Source organism: Micromonospora endophytica (genome assembly GCF_003236305.1).
In the GTDB taxonomy this organism is placed as follows: Bacteria; Actinomycetota; Actinomycetes; order Mycobacteriales; family Micromonosporaceae; genus Micromonospora; species Micromonospora endophytica.
Genome location: NZ_POTX01000147.1, coordinates 1 through 15,228 on the forward strand (window position 1 = coordinate 1; position 15,228 = coordinate 15,228).

The window sequence follows — 15,228 nt, forward strand, 5'->3', positions numbered from 1 at the left end:
GGCCCGCCGTGTCGGGCGGCCCGGGTGGGGTGGGGCGGTGAGTCACCACTTGCCGCGGAGCTTTCCTCGGCCACCGACTCTCCAACTTCTGCCGGACCGGACTCGCACCGGCACACTCGACCCGGATGCGGGGCCGACTCACATTCGCATCATGGTGGCCTGCTGCGCCAGTGCGGAGAGTGATTTCGACAGGGGACGGGGCCGATCCCCGCCACCACCGCGCACGGGCCGGTCAGTCCCGGATGTCGAAGGCGAGGGCGCGGGCCAGGGTCACCGCCTGGACGGCGTCGATGACCGTACCGGAATGTTGCACCGCCACCGGATCCAGCCCGGTGAGGTCACTGCCGCGCAGGTCCGCCCGGGACAGTCGGGCCCCCCGCCACTGCACATCGGACAGGTCCGCCCCGGTAAGCGTCGCGCCGGTCAGATCCGCGCCGCTCAGGTCGGCCTCCCGCATGCGTACGCCGGTGAACCGCGCGCCACGCAGGTCAGCCCCGCCGAGGGTCACGAAGGACCAGTCGCCGCCGGTGACCGTCAGCGGGCGCAGGTCGCACCGGTCGAAGGTGCTGCCGATGAGTTTGCAGCCGGTGAACTCCGCCTCGAACAGGTTGCACCTGATGAAGGTGCAGCGGGTGAAGGCCGAGTCGGTGTGCCGGGAGACGTTGAACCGCACGTCACCGAAGGTGCATCCGGTGAAGACCGCGCCCCGGCTGGTCGCCTCGGTCAGGTCGACGCGGTGGAAGGCGCAGCCGACGAAGTGCCTGTCGGCCAGCTCCTCGGCGTACCAGTCCTCGTCGTGGAAGGTGACGTCCTCGATCGGCTCCGGCATGTCGGGAGGCTATCCGCAGACACCGACACCGGATGTCTTCCCGGCCCGCATACCGGCCGGTAGGTTCGGTCGGGTGAGCACGATACGCAGCACCGACGCGGCACAACTCGGTTTCGACCCGGCGCGACTGGCCCGGATCGACGAGCACTTCGGCAGGTACGTCGACGACGGCCGACTGGCCGGCTGGCAGCTTGTCGTCACCCGGCGCGGCGAGGTCGCGCACGCCTCGACGTACGGGCTGCGGGACCGGGAGGCCGGCGCACCGGTGGCCGACGACACCCTGTGGCGGATCTACTCGATGACCAAGCCGATCACGTCGGTGGCCGCGATGATGCTCTGGGAGGAGGGCCGCTTCGAGCTGACCGACGAGATCGGCCGCTGGCTGCCCGAGTTCGCCGACATGCGGGTCTACTCGAAGGGGTCCGCGCTCAAGCCGTACACGGTGCCGGCGATCGAGCCGATCCGGGTCTGGCACCTGCTCACCCACACCGCCGGCCTGACGTACGGCTGGATGCAGACCTCGGTGGTAGACGGCCTGTACCGGGCCGCCGGTTACGACCTCTACCCGCCGCCGGAGGTCGACCTGGCCGAGGCCAGCCGGGTCTTCGGCACCCTGCCGTTGCTGTTCCAGCCCGGCACCGCCTGGGGATACTCCGTCGCCACCGACGTGCTCGGCCGGCTGATCGAGGTGGTCTCCGGGCAGAGCCTGGACACCTTCCTCACCGACCGTGTCCTGCGGCCGCTCGGCATGGACGACACGTGCTGGTACGTCGACGGCACCGACACCGCCCGGCTCGCCGCGCTCTACGCGGCGGACCCGGCGACCGGCCGCGCGGTGCGCCACGACGCGATAGGTGACCTGGCGTACGAGAAGCCGACGCTGCTCTCCGGCGGCGGTGGTCTGATCTCCTCGGCCGCCGACTACCACCGTTTCACGCAGGCGTTGTTGCGCGGCGGCGAGCTGGACGGGGTGCGTCTGCTCGCTCCCCGCACGGTGCGCTTCATGACCCGTAACCACCTGCCCGGCGGGCAGGACCTGGGGACGCTCTCCACCGGCGGGTTCGCCGAGACGAGCCTGGACGGGATCGGTTTCGGTCTCGGCTTCGCGGTGGTGGACGACCCGATCCCGAGCCGGCTGCCGAGCAGCGCCGGGGAGTACTACTGGGGCGGGGTGGCCAGCACCGCGTTCTGGATCGACCCGGTGGAGGAGATCACCGCCCTGTTCTTCACCCAGTTGGTGCCGTCGAGCGCCTGGCCGATCCGGCCGCAACTGCGCCAGCTCGTCTACTCCGCCCTGCTCGACTGAGCCCGGCGCGGCACCACCGGTTGCCGGCCCGGCCCGATCGGGAGCCGGTGGGATCGTCGTTTCCGGGCACGGCCACCGGGTGTGGTCCCTAGCCTGGGACCGTGAGCGACATCGTCGTGTTCGGGGCAGGTGGCACCGCCGGTTCGCGGATCGCCGTGGAGGCGTTCCAGCGGGGGCACCGGGTGGTGGCCGCGGTGCGCCGGCCGGAGGCCACGTCGTACCTGCCGGCCGGTATCCGGGTGGTCACCGGGGACGCCACCAGCGAACGCAGCGTACGGGAGTTGGCGCCGGAGGCGGACGCGCTGGTGGTGGCGATCGGCGGCGGCGAGCGTACGCTCTGGCCCGACGCGGTCCGGGCGTTGTTCGGGGCGCTGCGCGACCTGCCGGACCCACCCCGGATCATCCATGTCGGCGGCGGGTCCACCCTGCTCACGCCGGCCGGCACCCGGCTGCTGGACGAGCCGGACTTTCCCGAGGAATACCGCGAGGCGGCGCTGGGTCAGGCCGAGGCATTGGCGCTGTACCGCTCCTCGCCCGACGGGGTGAGTTGGACCTACGTCTCCCCGCCACCGTTGGAGTTTCATCCGGGCGAGCGCACCGGCCGGTACCGCACCGGCACCGACCACCCGGTGACCGACGCCGAGGGACGCAGCGTGCTCAGCTACGAGGATCTCGCCGTCGCGGTGGTCGACGAGATCGAACGCCCGCGCCACCGGAACATGCGCTTCACCGCCGCCTACTGACGCTCTGATCTTGAGAAGGGGCAGCTCGCGGGATAGATTCGAGCAACTGTGACCCGGGCGACACACCCCTGACCACCCGGGTCCGACCTCGAATCAGGAGGCGCCCTCTTGTCCTCGCTCGACGACACCGTGACACCCCCGCACGAATCGTCCCCCTCCGTCGGCTCCAGCATTCTCAACCGGCGACGGATGTTGACAGTCGCCCTCGGCGGTGCCGCCGCCACCGTGGCGTTGCCCGCACCCGCCTGGGCCACCACCGACCAGCGGCCGGGCGCGCACCACCCGCCGAAGCTCACGCCGGACGACCGGAAGGTCATCGCGCAGTTGTCCAGCCGGCGGGCGCTTGAGCACCTGAAGGTGCTCTCCGAGGACATCGGGCCGCGGATCGGCGGCACCGCCTCGGAGCGTCGGGCCGCCAACTACATCGCCGGCAAGCTCGACCACTTCGGCTACCACACCACGCTCCAGCCGTTCCCGGTGGCGGACAAGTTCCTCGCCCAGCTCAGCTCGCCCGCCGGTCTGCCCACGGACCTGAACTGGCAGGTCGGTGCGAGCGCTCACGCGGCACTGGACACCAGCGTCACCGCCTCGGTGATCGACGTCGGCGCGGGTTCGGCGAGCGACTTCAGCGCCGAGGCCGCCGGCAAGATCGTGCTGGTGGACTACGTCGCCGCCCAGCGTGAGCAGGTGGCGGCGCGGGCGGTGGCCGCCGGCGCGGTCGGGCTGGTCTTCCTCCCGGCCGACCTGGTGGAGCCCCGTCGGGCGTCGGCGTTCTCCCCCACGTTGCCCGGATCGGCAGCCTCGCCGCTGCCGATCCCGGTGGTCGGCGTGGCTCAGGCGCAGAAGCACCGGCTGCGGGCGCTGCTGGCCGCCCGGCCGCTCACCCTCACCATCGCCACCACCGCGCACCGCGGGCTGACCTCGTACAACGTCCTGGCCGAGCGGCAGGGGCGGTCGGGGCCGGACGGGCCGGTGGTGATGGTCAGCGCCCACTACGACTCGGTGATCGGCGCGCCGGGCGCCAACGACGACGGCTCCGGCACCGTGCTCTGCCTGGAGTTGGCCCGGGTGCTGAAGGCCATTCCGGTGAACGCCACGGTGCGGTTCGGACTGTGGGGTTCGGAGGAGCAGGGCCTGATCGGGTCGCGCTACTACGTCCGTGAGCTGCCGCAGACCGAGCGGGACCGGATCCTGGCCGTGTACCAGAACGACATGGTCGCCACCAGCTGGGACCCGGCGACCCGGTACTGGTTGCTCTCCTTCACCGGCCAGAGCAACCGGGCCACCGACGAGGTCACCGCCGCCGCGCAGCGGCTGGGTTACCAGCCGCAGATCTCCCCGGTCACGCAGCGCGGCGCCAGCGACCACCAGTCGTTCCAGGAGGTCGGCATCGCCAGCGCGAACTTCTCCTGGCGGGGCGAGGAGTCGCCGGCGCTGCTGGAGCCGCCGTACCACAGCCCGGAGGACACCATCGCCAAGAACATCAGCCTGGAACGGCTCCAGGTGTCGATGGAACTGATCGGCTGCGCCACGTACGCGACGGCCCGGTCCTGACCGGTCGGGCGGGGTGCGGCGACCGGCCGCACCTCGCCCGCGTTCGGGCCGGTCAGTCGGCCAGGCGGGCCGGGAAGCCCCCGGTCGCGACCGGACCCCACGAGGTGATGGTGACCCGGATCAGCGACTTGCCCTGCCGCACCATCGCCTCCCGGTACTCGTCCCAGTCCGGGTGCTCGCCGGAAATGCTGCGGAAGTATTCCACCAGCGGTTCGAGGGCGTCGGGCAGGTCGAGCACCTCAGCGGTGCCGTCGAGCTGCACCCACGGGCCGTTCCAGTCGTCGGAGAGCACGCACAGCGACACCCTCGGGTCACGCCGGATGTTGGCGACCTTCGCCCGCTCCGGGTAAGTGGAGATCACCAGGCGGCCGGCGGCGTCGACCCCGGCGGCGACCGGTGAGGACTGCGGGCGGCCGTCGGCACGGGTGGTCATCAGCACCACCCGGTGGCGCGGGCGGAGAAACTCCAGGAGACCCTCGCGGTCGACCCGGGCGTTGCGTGCGATCGTGCGTGGCATCGTTCGTTTCTACCAGCAGTCAGCCGGCCCGGCCCGCTGACGCCTGGCTGGGCACCCGGGGGCGGGCCGTCGGCCGCCACGCCCGGCCGTTGGCGTAGATCACCCGGAAGCCGAGGTACGAGGCGAGCGGCGCCCAGTGCGCCGAGCCCATCCGCAGCTCGGCGGCGTTGTGGCGCTGCCCGTTGGCGAGCACGTCGAGCAACACTGTCTCGAACGCGGCCGACTCGACCCAGTCCACCTCACGGGTGAATCCGCAGATCAGCGCCGCGCCGGTGACGTCGAGGAAGTCGCGCAGCACGGATTCGGAGGCGCGCAGCACCGAACAGCTGCCGAAGTAGAGCCGCCGCCCCTCGCAGCGCCCCGCCATCCGCTCGGCCACCTCGGTCAACTCCACCGACTCCCAGTCGGTCAGGCAGAGCCGGTTCGGCTCACCGTGCATGGCGAAGAAGCCGAGCCGGTGGTCGGCGTACTGCTTCAGCAGCCAGCGGTCGATGAAGTAGAACAGCTCGTCCCGGGTGGCCGCGTCCTTGTGGATGAAGCGGACCCGGCCCAGTCGTTCGAGCAGTTCGAGGGTGGGCAGCACCGAGCTCCGCTCGTTGAGATCCCGGTGCCACTGCCCCTCGACGCAGAAAATTCCACCGCGCGCCACGCCCGCCTCCCCGTCGTCGCCCGCGCTGACGTTACCGGCCCGCGCGCGCCCGGCAACCTCACCCTTGGTACGCCTACCTGCGACTTTCCGCACAGTAAGCGCCGCGCCGGTCCCGACTGGGGGTCATCGCCGCGAATGTCCGGTTGCCAAATGGCAATTTTCTCCAGGCAACACAGAGTCATGACGGTTTGTGAGGACAATTCTCGTTAATTGCCGCGAATCGGCCCGGCTGGTGCGAGGGTGGATTCGCGGGACGGCGCGACCGAAGTCCCGGCTGTCACCCCATTCGCTCTGCTATCGGGAGGACTACCTGTGCGCGTTCACACCTTGAAGCGGGCCGTCGTCGCCCTCGCGCTGGCGCTACCGGCCGCCGCGATCGCCTCGGTGGTCGCCGCGCCGGCGGCCCACGCCGACGGCTGCTACACCTGGAAACGCACCCTCTATCAGGGGCGATCCGGCAGCGACGTACGGGAACTGCAACTGCGGGTGGCCGGCTGGGCCGGTCGCCGCGACATCGTGGAACTCGACGGCGATTTCGGCCCGAAGACCGCCGCCGCGATCCGCCGCTTCCAGTCCGCGTACGGTCTCCGGGTCGACGGGATCGCCGGCCCGGAGACGTTCCGGAAGCTGTACCAGCTCCAGGACAACGACTGCACACCGCAGCACTTCAGCTATCCCGAACTGGACAACGGCTGCGGCCGGGGCGGCTGGACCGGCGGCCCGCTGTCGGCCGCCCAGACCCGGCAGAACGCCCTGCTCAACATGTGGAAGCTGGAGGCGCTGCGGAAGAGCCTCGGCAGCCAGCCGCTGATCGTGACGAGCGGTTACCGCGACCGCAGCTGCAACAGCCAGGTGGGCGGTGCCTCGAACAGCCAGCACCTCTACGGCAACGCCGCAGACATCGTCTCGAACGACAGGTCGTTGTGCCAGATCGCCAGCAAGGCCCGGGACCACGGGTTCAGCGGGATCGTCGGGCCCGGCGTGAGCGGGCACAACAGCCACGTGCACGTCGACTCCCGGCGGGAGAACAACCGGGACGGCATCACCAACCGCACCTACTGGGCCGCGCCCAACTGCGGCATCTGATCGAGACCGTCCGGAAGCCGCAGGCAAGCGGCGACCGGGCGGATCGCGACGCCGGTCCGGGCGCGGGCGGGGAAAGACCGCGCGCTCCGGACCGGCGTCGTACCGCCGACGGGCGAGTCCCTCTCAGCTCGCCCGCGGCCAGCGCGGCGCGGTGGCGGGGGGTGCCACCGGCCGGCCGGTGCCAGAGGTGCGGGTACCGGCGGTTCGCGCCGCCGGAGCACCGGTCCGGGTGGCGGGAGTGCCCGCTCGCGTGGTGGGGGCACCGGTCCGGGCCTCGGGAGCACCGGTTCGCGCGGCGGGGGCCGCCACCCGGGGAACCGGGCCACGGGTGGGGTGGCCACCGGCCCGATCCGGACGCGCCGGGTAGGCTGCGCCGCGATCGGGGCGGGCCGGGTAACCGGGCGTACGGGCCGGATAGCCGACGCCCTGCGGTCGGGGCGGATAACCGGCGGTGCCCTGCGGCCGGGCCGGATAGCCCGCCGGTGGCCGCTGCGCCGGGGTGCGCCCCTGGTTCGGCCCGTTCACCAGGAACGGGAACGGTACGTGCACGAACGGGTTGCCGTGCCGGATCAGGGCGTCGAGCTGCCGCTCGTTCAGCCCGTGCGCCAGCAGCACCCGTCGGCCCCAGCGGTGCAACCGGCAGGGGAACCGGGCACCGTCGTTGCGGCACAGGGCCACCGTGGGCCACTCCTCCGCCGCGTGTACGACCACCGCACGGACCGCCAGCCGGACGTCCTCGGGGGTCAGCGATGTCGGGACCGGCAAATCGCCCAGAATCTGATCGATGGGATCCGTCGACTGCTCATCAACTCGCACGGCAGGCCTCCCGAAGCTCCGGTAGCGGTGCGCTTGAGCGCCGCACCTCGCGCATTGGTACGGCTCCCGGGACGGGATAGTTCAACGACTTTTTCCGCGCCCGTTACGCGGCCGGACGATCAGACCAGGCCGGCGTCGTGCACGAGCAACGCGATCTGCACCCGGTTGTTCAGCCCGAGCCGGGTCAGCAGCCGGGAGACGTACGCCTTCACGGTGGCCACGCTCATGAACAGCTCGGCGGCGATCTCGGCGTTGGTGCGTCCCTGGCCGACCGCGAGCGCCACCGCGCGTTCCCGCTCGGCAAGGCCGGCCAGCGACCGCAGCGCCCGCTCACGGCGCGGATCGGTCACCGTCGGCGCGGTGACGTGCGCGATGAGGGTACGGACGACAGTCGGGGACAGCGTCGCCTCGCCCGCCGCCACCCGGCGCACCGCCCGCACGATCTCGGCCGGCGGGGTGTCCTTGAGCAGGAACCCGCCGGCACCGGCGCGCAACGCGCGCAGCACGTGCTCGTCCGCGTCGAAGGTGGTGAGCACCAGCACCTCGGGTGGTCGGGGCGACGCACGCAGCGCCTCCGTCGCGGCCAGCCCGTCGAGCCGGGGCATCCGGATGTCCATCAGCACCACATCCGGCCGGCACGCCGCGACCGCGGCCGCCACCTCGCTGCCGTCGGCTGCCTCCCCGACGACCCGCAGGTCGGGCGTGCCACCGAGGATCATCGACAACCCGGCCCGCACCAGCGCGTCGTCGTCCACGATCAGGATCCGCACCGGGTGCACCCCGTCGCCAACCGACCAGTCCGGCCCGGGGCCGGTCGCCGCGCGGGGCTGGTCCGGCATGGGGCCGGTCGCCGCGCGGGGCTGGTCCGGCATAGGGCCGGTCGCCGCGCGGGGCTGGTCCGACCCGGGGCCGGTCGACGTGCCCCGCTGGCTCACGTCGCCGGCCAGGGAAGCCAGGCGGCCAGCCGGAAGTCGCCGCTGCCGTCGCGGCCGTGCGCCAACCGCCCACCGGCCAGGGCGACCCGTTCGGCCACGCCGATCAGGCCGGTGCCCGCGCCGGGGAGCGGCTCGGTGGGCTCACCCACCGGCCACCGGTTACGGATCTCCACGGTCAGCCCGTCGGCGGGCGCACCGCGCAGACCGACAGTGACCGCGGCACCGGTGGCGTGTTTGCGGGCGTTCGTCAGCCCCTCCTGCACGATCCGGTAGGCGGTCCGGCCGAGCGCGGCGGGCAGCCGGTCGGCGTCGGAGACCTCGTCGCGCAGGTCGACGCGGACCCCGGCGGCCCGGGACTCGGCAACGAGCGCGGGCAGGTCCGCCATCGTGGGCTGCGGCCGTTCCGGCTCCTCGGTCAGGGAACTCTCGGCCCGCAGCACCCCGATCACCTCGCGCAGGTCCTGAAGTGCGGCGTGGGCGCTGCCCCGGATCACCCCGGCCGCCCGCGCCACCTCCTCGGCCGGCGCGTCGGGGCGGAACTCCAGCGCTCCGGCGTGCAGGCTGAGCAACGAGATCCGGTGGGCCAGCACGTCGTGCATCTCCCGGGCGATGCGGGTGCGCTCCAGGTGCCGGGCCTGTGCCACCCGGAGCTGCTGCTCGGCCTCGGCCCGCTCGGCGCGCTCGCGCAGCGACAACACCAACTGCCGGCGGGCCCGGACGAACATCCCCCAGGCCAGCACCAGCAGAGTGATCACCGCACCCCACAGAGTGGTGCTCCAGTACGGATTGCCGGGTTCGGGCCGCAGCAGGGCGAAGAACATGTTGGCGACCAGGCCGGCTGCGGTAACCGCCACCGCCACCGTGGTGCGCCGGTGCACCACGAGGGTGAAGTAGATGATCAGTACTGCGGCCACGGCGGCCACGGAGAACATCCCCAACGGCAGCGTCGCCACGGCCAGCCCGAGCGGCCAGCGGCGACGCACCCAGAGCGCCACCGAGGCGGCCAGGCCGACGAGCGCGTCCGCCGGGATCATCCAGTCGTACGGCAGCCGCTCTGCCAGCACCGGGCTCGGGGAGGCGGCGTCGAACGTGGCGGCCAGCACCCAGGCCATGGAGACCACAAAACAGAAGCTGTCGACCAACCAGTCCCGGGTGGTCCGCCGGGCAGTAGTGCCGAGCGAGCCGGGCAGAAGTCCCGGATGTTCGACGGCGGCGCTGGTCACAGCGGCAATGGTAGGCAGCCGCCGGACAGCCGGACCAGCTACCAAAGTCGAGATCTGGGCGTCGACCTTGGTCTACCGACCCGCGACCGTCGGCCGCTGCGGGTAGCCAGGTGGTCACGGCAGCCTGGCCGGCATGATCGAAGTAGCTCAGCTCACCAAACGGTACGGACGGCACACCGCCGTCGCGGACGTGTCGTTCCGCTGCGAACCGGGCACGGTCACCGGTTTCCTCGGCCCCAACGGTGCCGGCAAGTCCACCACCATGCGGATGATCTGCGGGCTCACCCCGCCGACCGCCGGCAGCGCCACCATCACCGGGCAGCCCTATCGGCAGCTGCCCAACCCCGGCCGCACCGTCGGGGTGCTGCTGGACGCCTCCGCCCAGCACGCCGGTCGCACCGGCCGGGAGGTGTTGACGGTGGCCGCCGCCACCATGGGTGTGCACCAGCGGATGGTGGGCGAGGCACTGGACCGGGTCGGGCTCAACGCGGTCGCGGCGAAGCGCCGGGTCCGGGCGTACTCCCTGGGGATGCGTCAGCGGCTCGGCCTGGCGCACGCGCTGCTCGGCGACCCCCGGGTGCTGGTCCTGGACGAACCGGCGAACGGCCTGGACCCGGAGGGGATCTTCTGGATGCGGGGTCTGCTGCGCGACTTCGCCGACCGGGGCGGCACCGTGCTGCTCTCCTCCCACCTGCTGCGCGAGGTGGAAGCGGTAGCGGACCGGCTGGTGGTGATCGGGGGCGGCCGGATCGTGAGCCAGGGCGACAAGGACGAGTTGCTGGCCGGCGGCGGCACGCTGGTGCGGGCCCGCGACCGGGCGGCGCTGCGTGGCGCCCTGCAACGCGCCGGCCTGCCGGTCAGCGACGGCACCGAGGGGCTGCTGGTGCACGCCGACAGCGAAGCTGTCGGGTTGGCTGCCGCGACGGCCGGCATCGCCCTGACCGAGCTGCGACCGGCCGGCGCCGGTGGCCTGGAGCAGCTCTTCCTCACCCTCACCGCCGAGGCGAACGGTTCCCGACCGGCCGCGGCGAACATCTCCCTACCGACCGAGGAGGCCGTCCGATGACGACCACCCGCACCGCGCCCGAGGCCACCCGGCCGTCGTTGGTCCGGCTCACCGTCGTGGAGGCGCGCAAGCTCGTCGACACCCGGGCCGGCCGCTGGCTGCTGATCACCATCGGACTGGTCACCGCCGCCGTGGTCGTGCTCCAACTGGTGTACGCGCCGGACGCCGAGCAGACCTTCGCCAACTTCTTCCTGCCGTCGCTGCTGCCGGTCGCGCTGCTCCTGCCGGTGCTGGGCATCCTCTCCATCACCAGCGAATGGTCGCAGCGCACCGCCCTGACCACCTTCGCGCTGGTGCCCCGACGGGAACGGGTGATCGCCGCCAAACTCCTCGCACTTGTCGCGGCGGCGCTGGTGTCGCTGCTGACCAGCCTCGCCGTCGCCGCCGTCGGCACGCTCATCGCCGAGGCGACAGGCGGCGCGGGTGGCTGGCGGATCGGAGGCACGCTGCTGCTGCACACGGCGGTGTTCCAGGTGGCCAACGTGTTGCTGGGCGCCGGCTTCGGCCTGCTGCTGCTGCACACCCCGCTGGCCATCGTGACCTACCTGGTGCTGCCGACCGCCTGGTCGATCGTGGGCGAGCTGGTCCGGCCGCTGCGCCGGACGGCCGAGTGGCTGGACACCGGGCGCACAATGGAGCCGCTGTTCACCGCCGAGATGACCGCCGGGCAGTGGGGGCGGCTCGCGGTGTCGTTGCTGGTGTGGCTGGTCGTGCCGCTGCTCGCCGGGCTGGCCCGCACGATGCGTCGGGAGGTGGCGTGACGGCGTACGGTACGCCGCGCGTGGTGAGCGGCGGTGTCGCCGAGCTGCTGGTGCTCTGGGCCGGGATCCCGGTCGCCGGTGGCCTGGCAGGCGGGTTGTCGGCGGCCGCCGCCGGCTGGGTGGCCGGCCTGCCCTGGGCACCCGCCCAGGGACTGTTCCGCTGGGTCGACGGGCTTCCCGACCCGTACGCCCTGGGTGGCGGAGTGGCGGTCGGCTTGCTGGCCGGGTTGGTGATCGGTGCCATCGGCACCGCCGAACGGGTGCGGATCACCGTGGACGGCAGCCGGGTACGGCTGCGCCGGGGCAGCACCGAACGGGAGATCAGCCGCGCGCAGACCCGGGTGGTCTTCGTCGACGGCAAGGACCTGGTGCTGCTCGACGCGGACGAGGGCGAACTGGCCCGGCAGCCCACGGACCTGCCGGCCGACCAGTTGGCCGGCGCGTTCCGCGACAACGGCTGGCCGTGGGCGCAGGCCGACCCGCACCGGGAGGCGTACCGGCGTTGGGTGCCGGGGCTGCCCGGGTTGCCCGACAGCGCGGACGCGCTGCTGCGGGCCCGGCAGGAGGCGCTGGAGAAGGAGCGCGACGCCGACGCCCGCGAGTTGCGTACCGAACTGGGCCGCTACGGGGTGGTGGTCCGCGACGACGGCAAGCGGCAGTACTGGCGACTGACCCGCACCGCGCTCCCACCGAGCTGACCAGGTCCCGGCGCGGACGCGGCCGCCCGCCGAGGTGGGCCGTTCCGGTTTGGCGGTGTGCAACGGTCAGGCCGGGCCCCGCGAGGGGGCCCGGCCCGGTCGTACCGTGTGGACTACCGCCAGTTCTTGTGGCCGTGCTTGTGGCCGTGCGGCTTGCCCTTGCCCTTACCCTTGCCGGGGGTCTTGCCCGGCACGCCGTTCACGGCCGAGGTGTCGTACGCGAAGGTCAGCACCGCAGTGGCGATGGCGTCGGCGTTGACGTCGAGCGCGAAGACGTTGACGTTCCCCTTGAGCTTGTACTTCTTGCCCAGCGCCCGATACACCTCGGCGTCGGCGCCGTCGGCGACCGGCGTACGGCTGTCACACGCCTGGTGGTAGCAGGGGTCGTACGCCATGCCCTCGATGCCACCGAAGAGGGCGACCTCCTCGGCCGTCTTGAGGCCCTCCGCGCCGGTGAAGAGGCCACCCGCGGGAATGTCGACGCCGATGAACGCCCCGTAGTCGGAGCGGCCGGTGAAGTCCGACGGCACCGACGACAGCTTCCGGGAGGCGAAGAACTTCTCGAACACCTGCTCGATCTGCGCCGAGCCCTCCGGCCCCGGGCCGGAACCCTCCTGCGCGGAGTCGTCACCGTCGTACACCCCGAAGACGTAGTTCGGCGAACCGATCATGTCGAAGTTGAGGTAGAGGGCGATGTCGGCGACCTGCTGCTCGGTGAGCGAGTCCACGTAGTACTGGCTGCCGATCAGGCCGGCCTCCTCCGCACCCCACCAGGCGAAGCGCACCGCGTTGTGCGACTTCACCTTGGCCATCTGGAGCGCGACCTCCAGCAGCGCGGCACTGCCGGTGCCGTTGTCGTTGTAGCCCGGCCCGGCCGGGTCCGAGTCCAGGTGCGCCCCGGCCACCACCACGTTGTCGGTGCGGCCGTGCTTGCTCTGCGCGAGTACGTTCTCGGTGCTGCGGATCTCCGACGTGGTGTCGGCCTCGATCCGCAACGTCAGGCCCGAAGTCGCGGCGAACTGCGCCCCGGTGTCGTACGACACGGAGACCGTCGGGATGCCGACCGGTGCGCTGAGGGTGCCGGCGAACAGCTCGTAGCGGTCCGGGTTGGCCTCCGGAGTGCCGTTGCCCTGGTTCATGATGATCGCGCCCGCCGCGCCGGCGGCCTCGGCGTTGGCGGCCTTGACCCCGAAGCCGCAGGTGCCGCGCTGCATCAGGGCGATCTTGCCAGTGACGTCCACCCCGGCGAAGTCGCTGGCCTCGCAGCCTGAGGTCGAGGCGCGTGGCGGCGTGAGGGCAAGGTCGACCGGTACCACGAGCGCCTCGGCCACCCCGGCGCCGGAGTAGTCCATCAGCTCGTAGTCGACGCCTGCCGTGTAGCTGGTCGGGTTCGGTGCCACCTGGGCGAACGACGAGCCGAACTCCTCATAGAACGCGAAGTCGAACTGCTGCCGGGTGACCTGGTAGCCGGCCTTCTTCAACAGCCCTGCGACATAGTCGGCGCTGGCGTCGTAGCCGGGCGTCCCGGAGGCGCGCGTACCGTTGTTGGCGTTTGCGATGGCCTGGAACTTGTCGAGGTGCTTGAAGACCCCCTCGACCGTCACCGCCTTCGTCAGCTTCTTGACCGTGTTGTTGTTCGGGCTCGCCGACGCCGGGTGTGCCAACGCCACCGTGCCCAGGAGCGCGCCGGCCGCGATACCGGCGAGCACCCTCGTCCTGCCTGAGAAAGGCACCACAGTGTGCCACGTCCTTCCTCTGCGGATATCCGGCTCCCCTACCCCCGTACGCCGGATGTTCGTGCCATCGTGGTGCACTTTCGAGCCTGAGGCAACGGGTCCGTTCAGCCGAAGCCGAACCACCCCTGACCTGCTAGAGGCGACGCCCGCCCGGTGCCGGCTGGAAGCTGCCAGCCGCCGGCTGCCGGTGTTAGCAGGGGGCCCCTCCTATACACGAGGCGTTAACAGGGGGCCCCTCCTTGCACATCGGCTACGGTCGTGCGGTCTGGGGAGGTATGTCGATGTACGTCGTGTCCGTGATCAATTACAAGGGTGGGGTCGGCAAGACCACGGTGACCGCCAACCTCGGCGCCGAGTTGGCCAACCGTGGGATGAAGGTGCTGCTCATCGACCTCGACCCGCAGGCCAGCCTGACCTTCGGGTTCTACGATCCGGACGACTGGCGGGAACGCCTGCGCGACAGCCGCACCGTGAAACGCTGGTACGACGGGCTGCGCGACGGCGGCCAGCCGGTCACCCTGAGTGAGTTGGTGGTGTCGCCCGGCCCGGCGAACTCCCGCCTCTCCGGTGCCGGCCGGCTCGACCTGATCGCCTCCCATCTGCAACTCGTCGACATCGACCTGGCGTTGGCCCGCAGCGTCGCCGGCGGCGAGGAGTACGACGCCGAGTTGTTCCGGGTGCGCGGTTCACTTGCCGACGGACTGCTCGCCGACGGACTCGACCCGTACGACCTGGTGCTCATCGACTGCCCGCCGAACTTCAACGTGGTCACCCAGTCGGCCATCATCGCCAGCGACCATCTGGTCATCCCGGCCAAGGCCGACTATCTGTCCACACTGGGCATCGACTACCTGCACGGCAACGTGCGGGAACTCGTCGACCAGTACAACGCCGACGCCCGCCGCTTCGCCACCGTACGCCGGCACCAGAAGGTCGCCCCCGACGTGGCCGGCGTGGTCTTCACGATGATCCAACTGCTGTCGCAGCGGCCCATCGCCACCCATCAGAGTTACATGGACCAGGTGCGCAACCTGGGCCTGCCGGTCTTCCCGACCGCGCTGCGGGAGAACGTCACGCTCTACGCCACGAACACCCCACGCGGCGTGCCGGTGGTGTTGCGGGACCGGGTCACCCTGCCCGCCGTCCGCGACGAGCTGCGCCAGCTCGCCACCGAGTTCCTCCACCATCTCCCTGGCTCTTATACACATCTCCGAGCCCACGAGACTAGCGCTCACCTCGTATGCCGTCTTCTGCTTGAAAAAAAAAAAATAATATAGCGTCGAGGATCTGGTCATCAACGACTGCGAAA

At 71.5% G+C, this 15,228-nt stretch carries 15 protein-coding genes; 8 read left to right on the plus strand and 7 right to left on the minus strand.

The features are described 5' to 3' along the window. Nucleotides 1-232: 232 nt before the first annotated feature. On the minus strand, nucleotides 233-829 hold the full coding sequence (locus C1I93_RS19885; RefSeq protein WP_111244810.1) for a pentapeptide repeat-containing protein: 597 nt from the start codon (nucleotides 827-829) through the stop codon (nucleotides 233-235). Nucleotides 830-902: 73 nt separating this feature from the next. Here C1I93_RS19885 and C1I93_RS19890 point away from each other — a divergent pair, with 73 nt between their 5' ends. The 3 genes from C1I93_RS19890 (at nucleotide 903) to C1I93_RS19900 (ending at nucleotide 4,432) form a co-directional block, all read left to right on the plus strand. Beyond that, nucleotides 903-2,135, plus strand: a complete 1,233-nt coding sequence (locus C1I93_RS19890) for a serine hydrolase domain-containing protein (protein ID WP_111244811.1) — start codon at nucleotides 903-905, stop codon at nucleotides 2,133-2,135. A gap of 101 nt (nucleotides 2,136-2,236) precedes the next feature. After that, nucleotides 2,237-2,878 carry an NAD(P)-dependent oxidoreductase gene (locus tag C1I93_RS19895; protein WP_111244812.1) on the plus strand — a complete coding sequence of 214 codons (642 nt, stop codon included), beginning with the start codon at nucleotides 2,237-2,239 and terminating at the stop codon, nucleotides 2,876-2,878. Nucleotides 2,879-2,986: 108 nt separating this feature from the next. Continuing rightward, complete coding sequence (locus tag C1I93_RS19900; protein ID WP_223256681.1) at nucleotides 2,987-4,432, plus strand: M28 family peptidase; 1,446 nt, start codon at nucleotides 2,987-2,989, stop codon at nucleotides 4,430-4,432. 52 nt (nucleotides 4,433-4,484) lie between these two features. On the opposite strand, the gene C1I93_RS19905 is transcribed toward C1I93_RS19900, so the two are convergent. Continuing rightward, entirely contained in the window at nucleotides 4,485-4,949 is a 465-nt protein-coding gene (locus C1I93_RS19905) for a PPOX class F420-dependent oxidoreductase (protein ID WP_111244814.1), read from the minus strand. A gap of 19 nt (nucleotides 4,950-4,968) precedes the next feature. Next, complete coding sequence (locus C1I93_RS19910; protein WP_111244815.1) at nucleotides 4,969-5,598, minus strand: DUF6642 family protein; 630 nt, start codon at nucleotides 5,596-5,598, stop codon at nucleotides 4,969-4,971. 312 nt (nucleotides 5,599-5,910) lie between these two features. On the opposite strand from C1I93_RS19910, the gene C1I93_RS19915 reads away from it, so the two are divergent. Next, nucleotides 5,911-6,684 carry a D-Ala-D-Ala carboxypeptidase family metallohydrolase gene (locus tag C1I93_RS19915; protein WP_111244816.1) on the plus strand — a complete coding sequence of 258 codons (774 nt, stop codon included), beginning with the start codon at nucleotides 5,911-5,913 and terminating at the stop codon, nucleotides 6,682-6,684. A gap of 123 nt (nucleotides 6,685-6,807) precedes the next feature. Here the strand turns inward: C1I93_RS19915 and C1I93_RS19920 are convergent, their stop codons facing one another. The 3 genes from C1I93_RS19920 to C1I93_RS19930 form a co-directional block, all read right to left on the minus strand. Further along, on the minus strand, nucleotides 6,808-7,500 hold the full coding sequence (locus tag C1I93_RS19920; protein WP_111244817.1) for a hypothetical protein: 693 nt from the start codon (nucleotides 7,498-7,500) through the stop codon (nucleotides 6,808-6,810). A gap of 119 nt (nucleotides 7,501-7,619) precedes the next feature. Then, entirely contained in the window at nucleotides 7,620-8,219 is a 600-nt protein-coding gene (locus tag C1I93_RS19925; protein WP_420811790.1) for a response regulator, read from the minus strand. A gap of 212 nt (nucleotides 8,220-8,431) precedes the next feature. Continuing rightward, nucleotides 8,432-9,658: a sensor histidine kinase gene (locus C1I93_RS19930; protein ID WP_111244818.1), complete on the minus strand. Its 1,227-nt coding sequence runs from the start codon at nucleotides 9,656-9,658 to the stop codon at nucleotides 8,432-8,434. A gap of 133 nt (nucleotides 9,659-9,791) precedes the next feature. Between C1I93_RS19930 and C1I93_RS19935 the strand changes: the two genes are divergently transcribed. The 3 genes from C1I93_RS19935 to C1I93_RS19945 are packed head-to-tail and all read left to right on the plus strand — an operon-like array spanning nucleotide 9,792 to nucleotide 12,183. Next, nucleotides 9,792-10,724: an ABC transporter ATP-binding protein gene (locus C1I93_RS19935; RefSeq protein ID WP_111244819.1), complete on the plus strand. Its 933-nt coding sequence runs from the start codon at nucleotides 9,792-9,794 to the stop codon at nucleotides 10,722-10,724. Further along, nucleotides 10,721-11,485, plus strand: coding sequence for an ABC transporter permease (locus C1I93_RS19940; protein WP_111244820.1), 765 nt, complete (start codon nucleotides 10,721-10,723; stop codon nucleotides 11,483-11,485). The genes C1I93_RS19935 and C1I93_RS19940 overlap by 4 nt, the downstream gene beginning before the upstream one ends. Then, nucleotides 11,482-12,183 (plus strand): YqeB family protein, encoded by a 702-nt coding sequence (locus C1I93_RS19945; RefSeq protein ID WP_111244821.1) that lies wholly within the window; start codon nucleotides 11,482-11,484, stop codon nucleotides 12,181-12,183. The genes C1I93_RS19940 and C1I93_RS19945 overlap by 4 nt, the downstream gene beginning before the upstream one ends. Nucleotides 12,184-12,296: 113 nt before the next feature. Here the strand turns inward: C1I93_RS19945 and C1I93_RS19950 are convergent, their stop codons facing one another. Further along, nucleotides 12,297-13,892 (minus strand): M28 family peptidase, encoded by a 1,596-nt coding sequence (locus C1I93_RS19950; RefSeq protein WP_212808628.1) that lies wholly within the window; start codon nucleotides 13,890-13,892, stop codon nucleotides 12,297-12,299. A 308-nt stretch (nucleotides 13,893-14,200) separates the two neighbouring features. On the opposite strand from C1I93_RS19950, the gene C1I93_RS19955 reads away from it, so the two are divergent. Further along, nucleotides 14,201-15,196, plus strand: coding sequence for a ParA family protein (locus C1I93_RS19955; RefSeq protein WP_111244824.1), 996 nt, complete (start codon nucleotides 14,201-14,203; stop codon nucleotides 15,194-15,196). Nucleotides 15,197-15,228: the final 32 nt, after the last annotated feature.

What these genes read in the sequence shown, in the direction of transcription:
- C1I93_RS19940 (WP_111244820.1), top strand. Translation starts at nt 10,721, where the DNA reads ATGACGACCACCCGCACCGCGCCCGAGGCCACCCGGCCGTCGTTGGTC.
- C1I93_RS19955 (WP_111244824.1), top strand. Translation starts at nt 14,201, where the DNA reads ATGTACGTCGTGTCCGTGATCAATTACAAGGGTGGGGTCGGCAAGACC.
- C1I93_RS19885 (WP_111244810.1), bottom strand. Translation starts at nt 829, where the DNA reads ATGCCGGAGCCGATCGAGGACGTCACCTTCCACGACGAGGACTGGTAC.
- C1I93_RS19925 (WP_420811790.1), bottom strand. Translation starts at nt 8,219, where the DNA reads ATGATCCTCGGTGGCACGCCCGACCTGCGGGTCGTCGGGGAGGCAGCC.
- C1I93_RS19905 (WP_111244814.1), bottom strand. Translation starts at nt 4,949, where the DNA reads ATGCCACGCACGATCGCACGCAACGCCCGGGTCGACCGCGAGGGTCTC.
- C1I93_RS19935 (WP_111244819.1), top strand. Translation starts at nt 9,792, where the DNA reads ATGATCGAAGTAGCTCAGCTCACCAAACGGTACGGACGGCACACCGCC.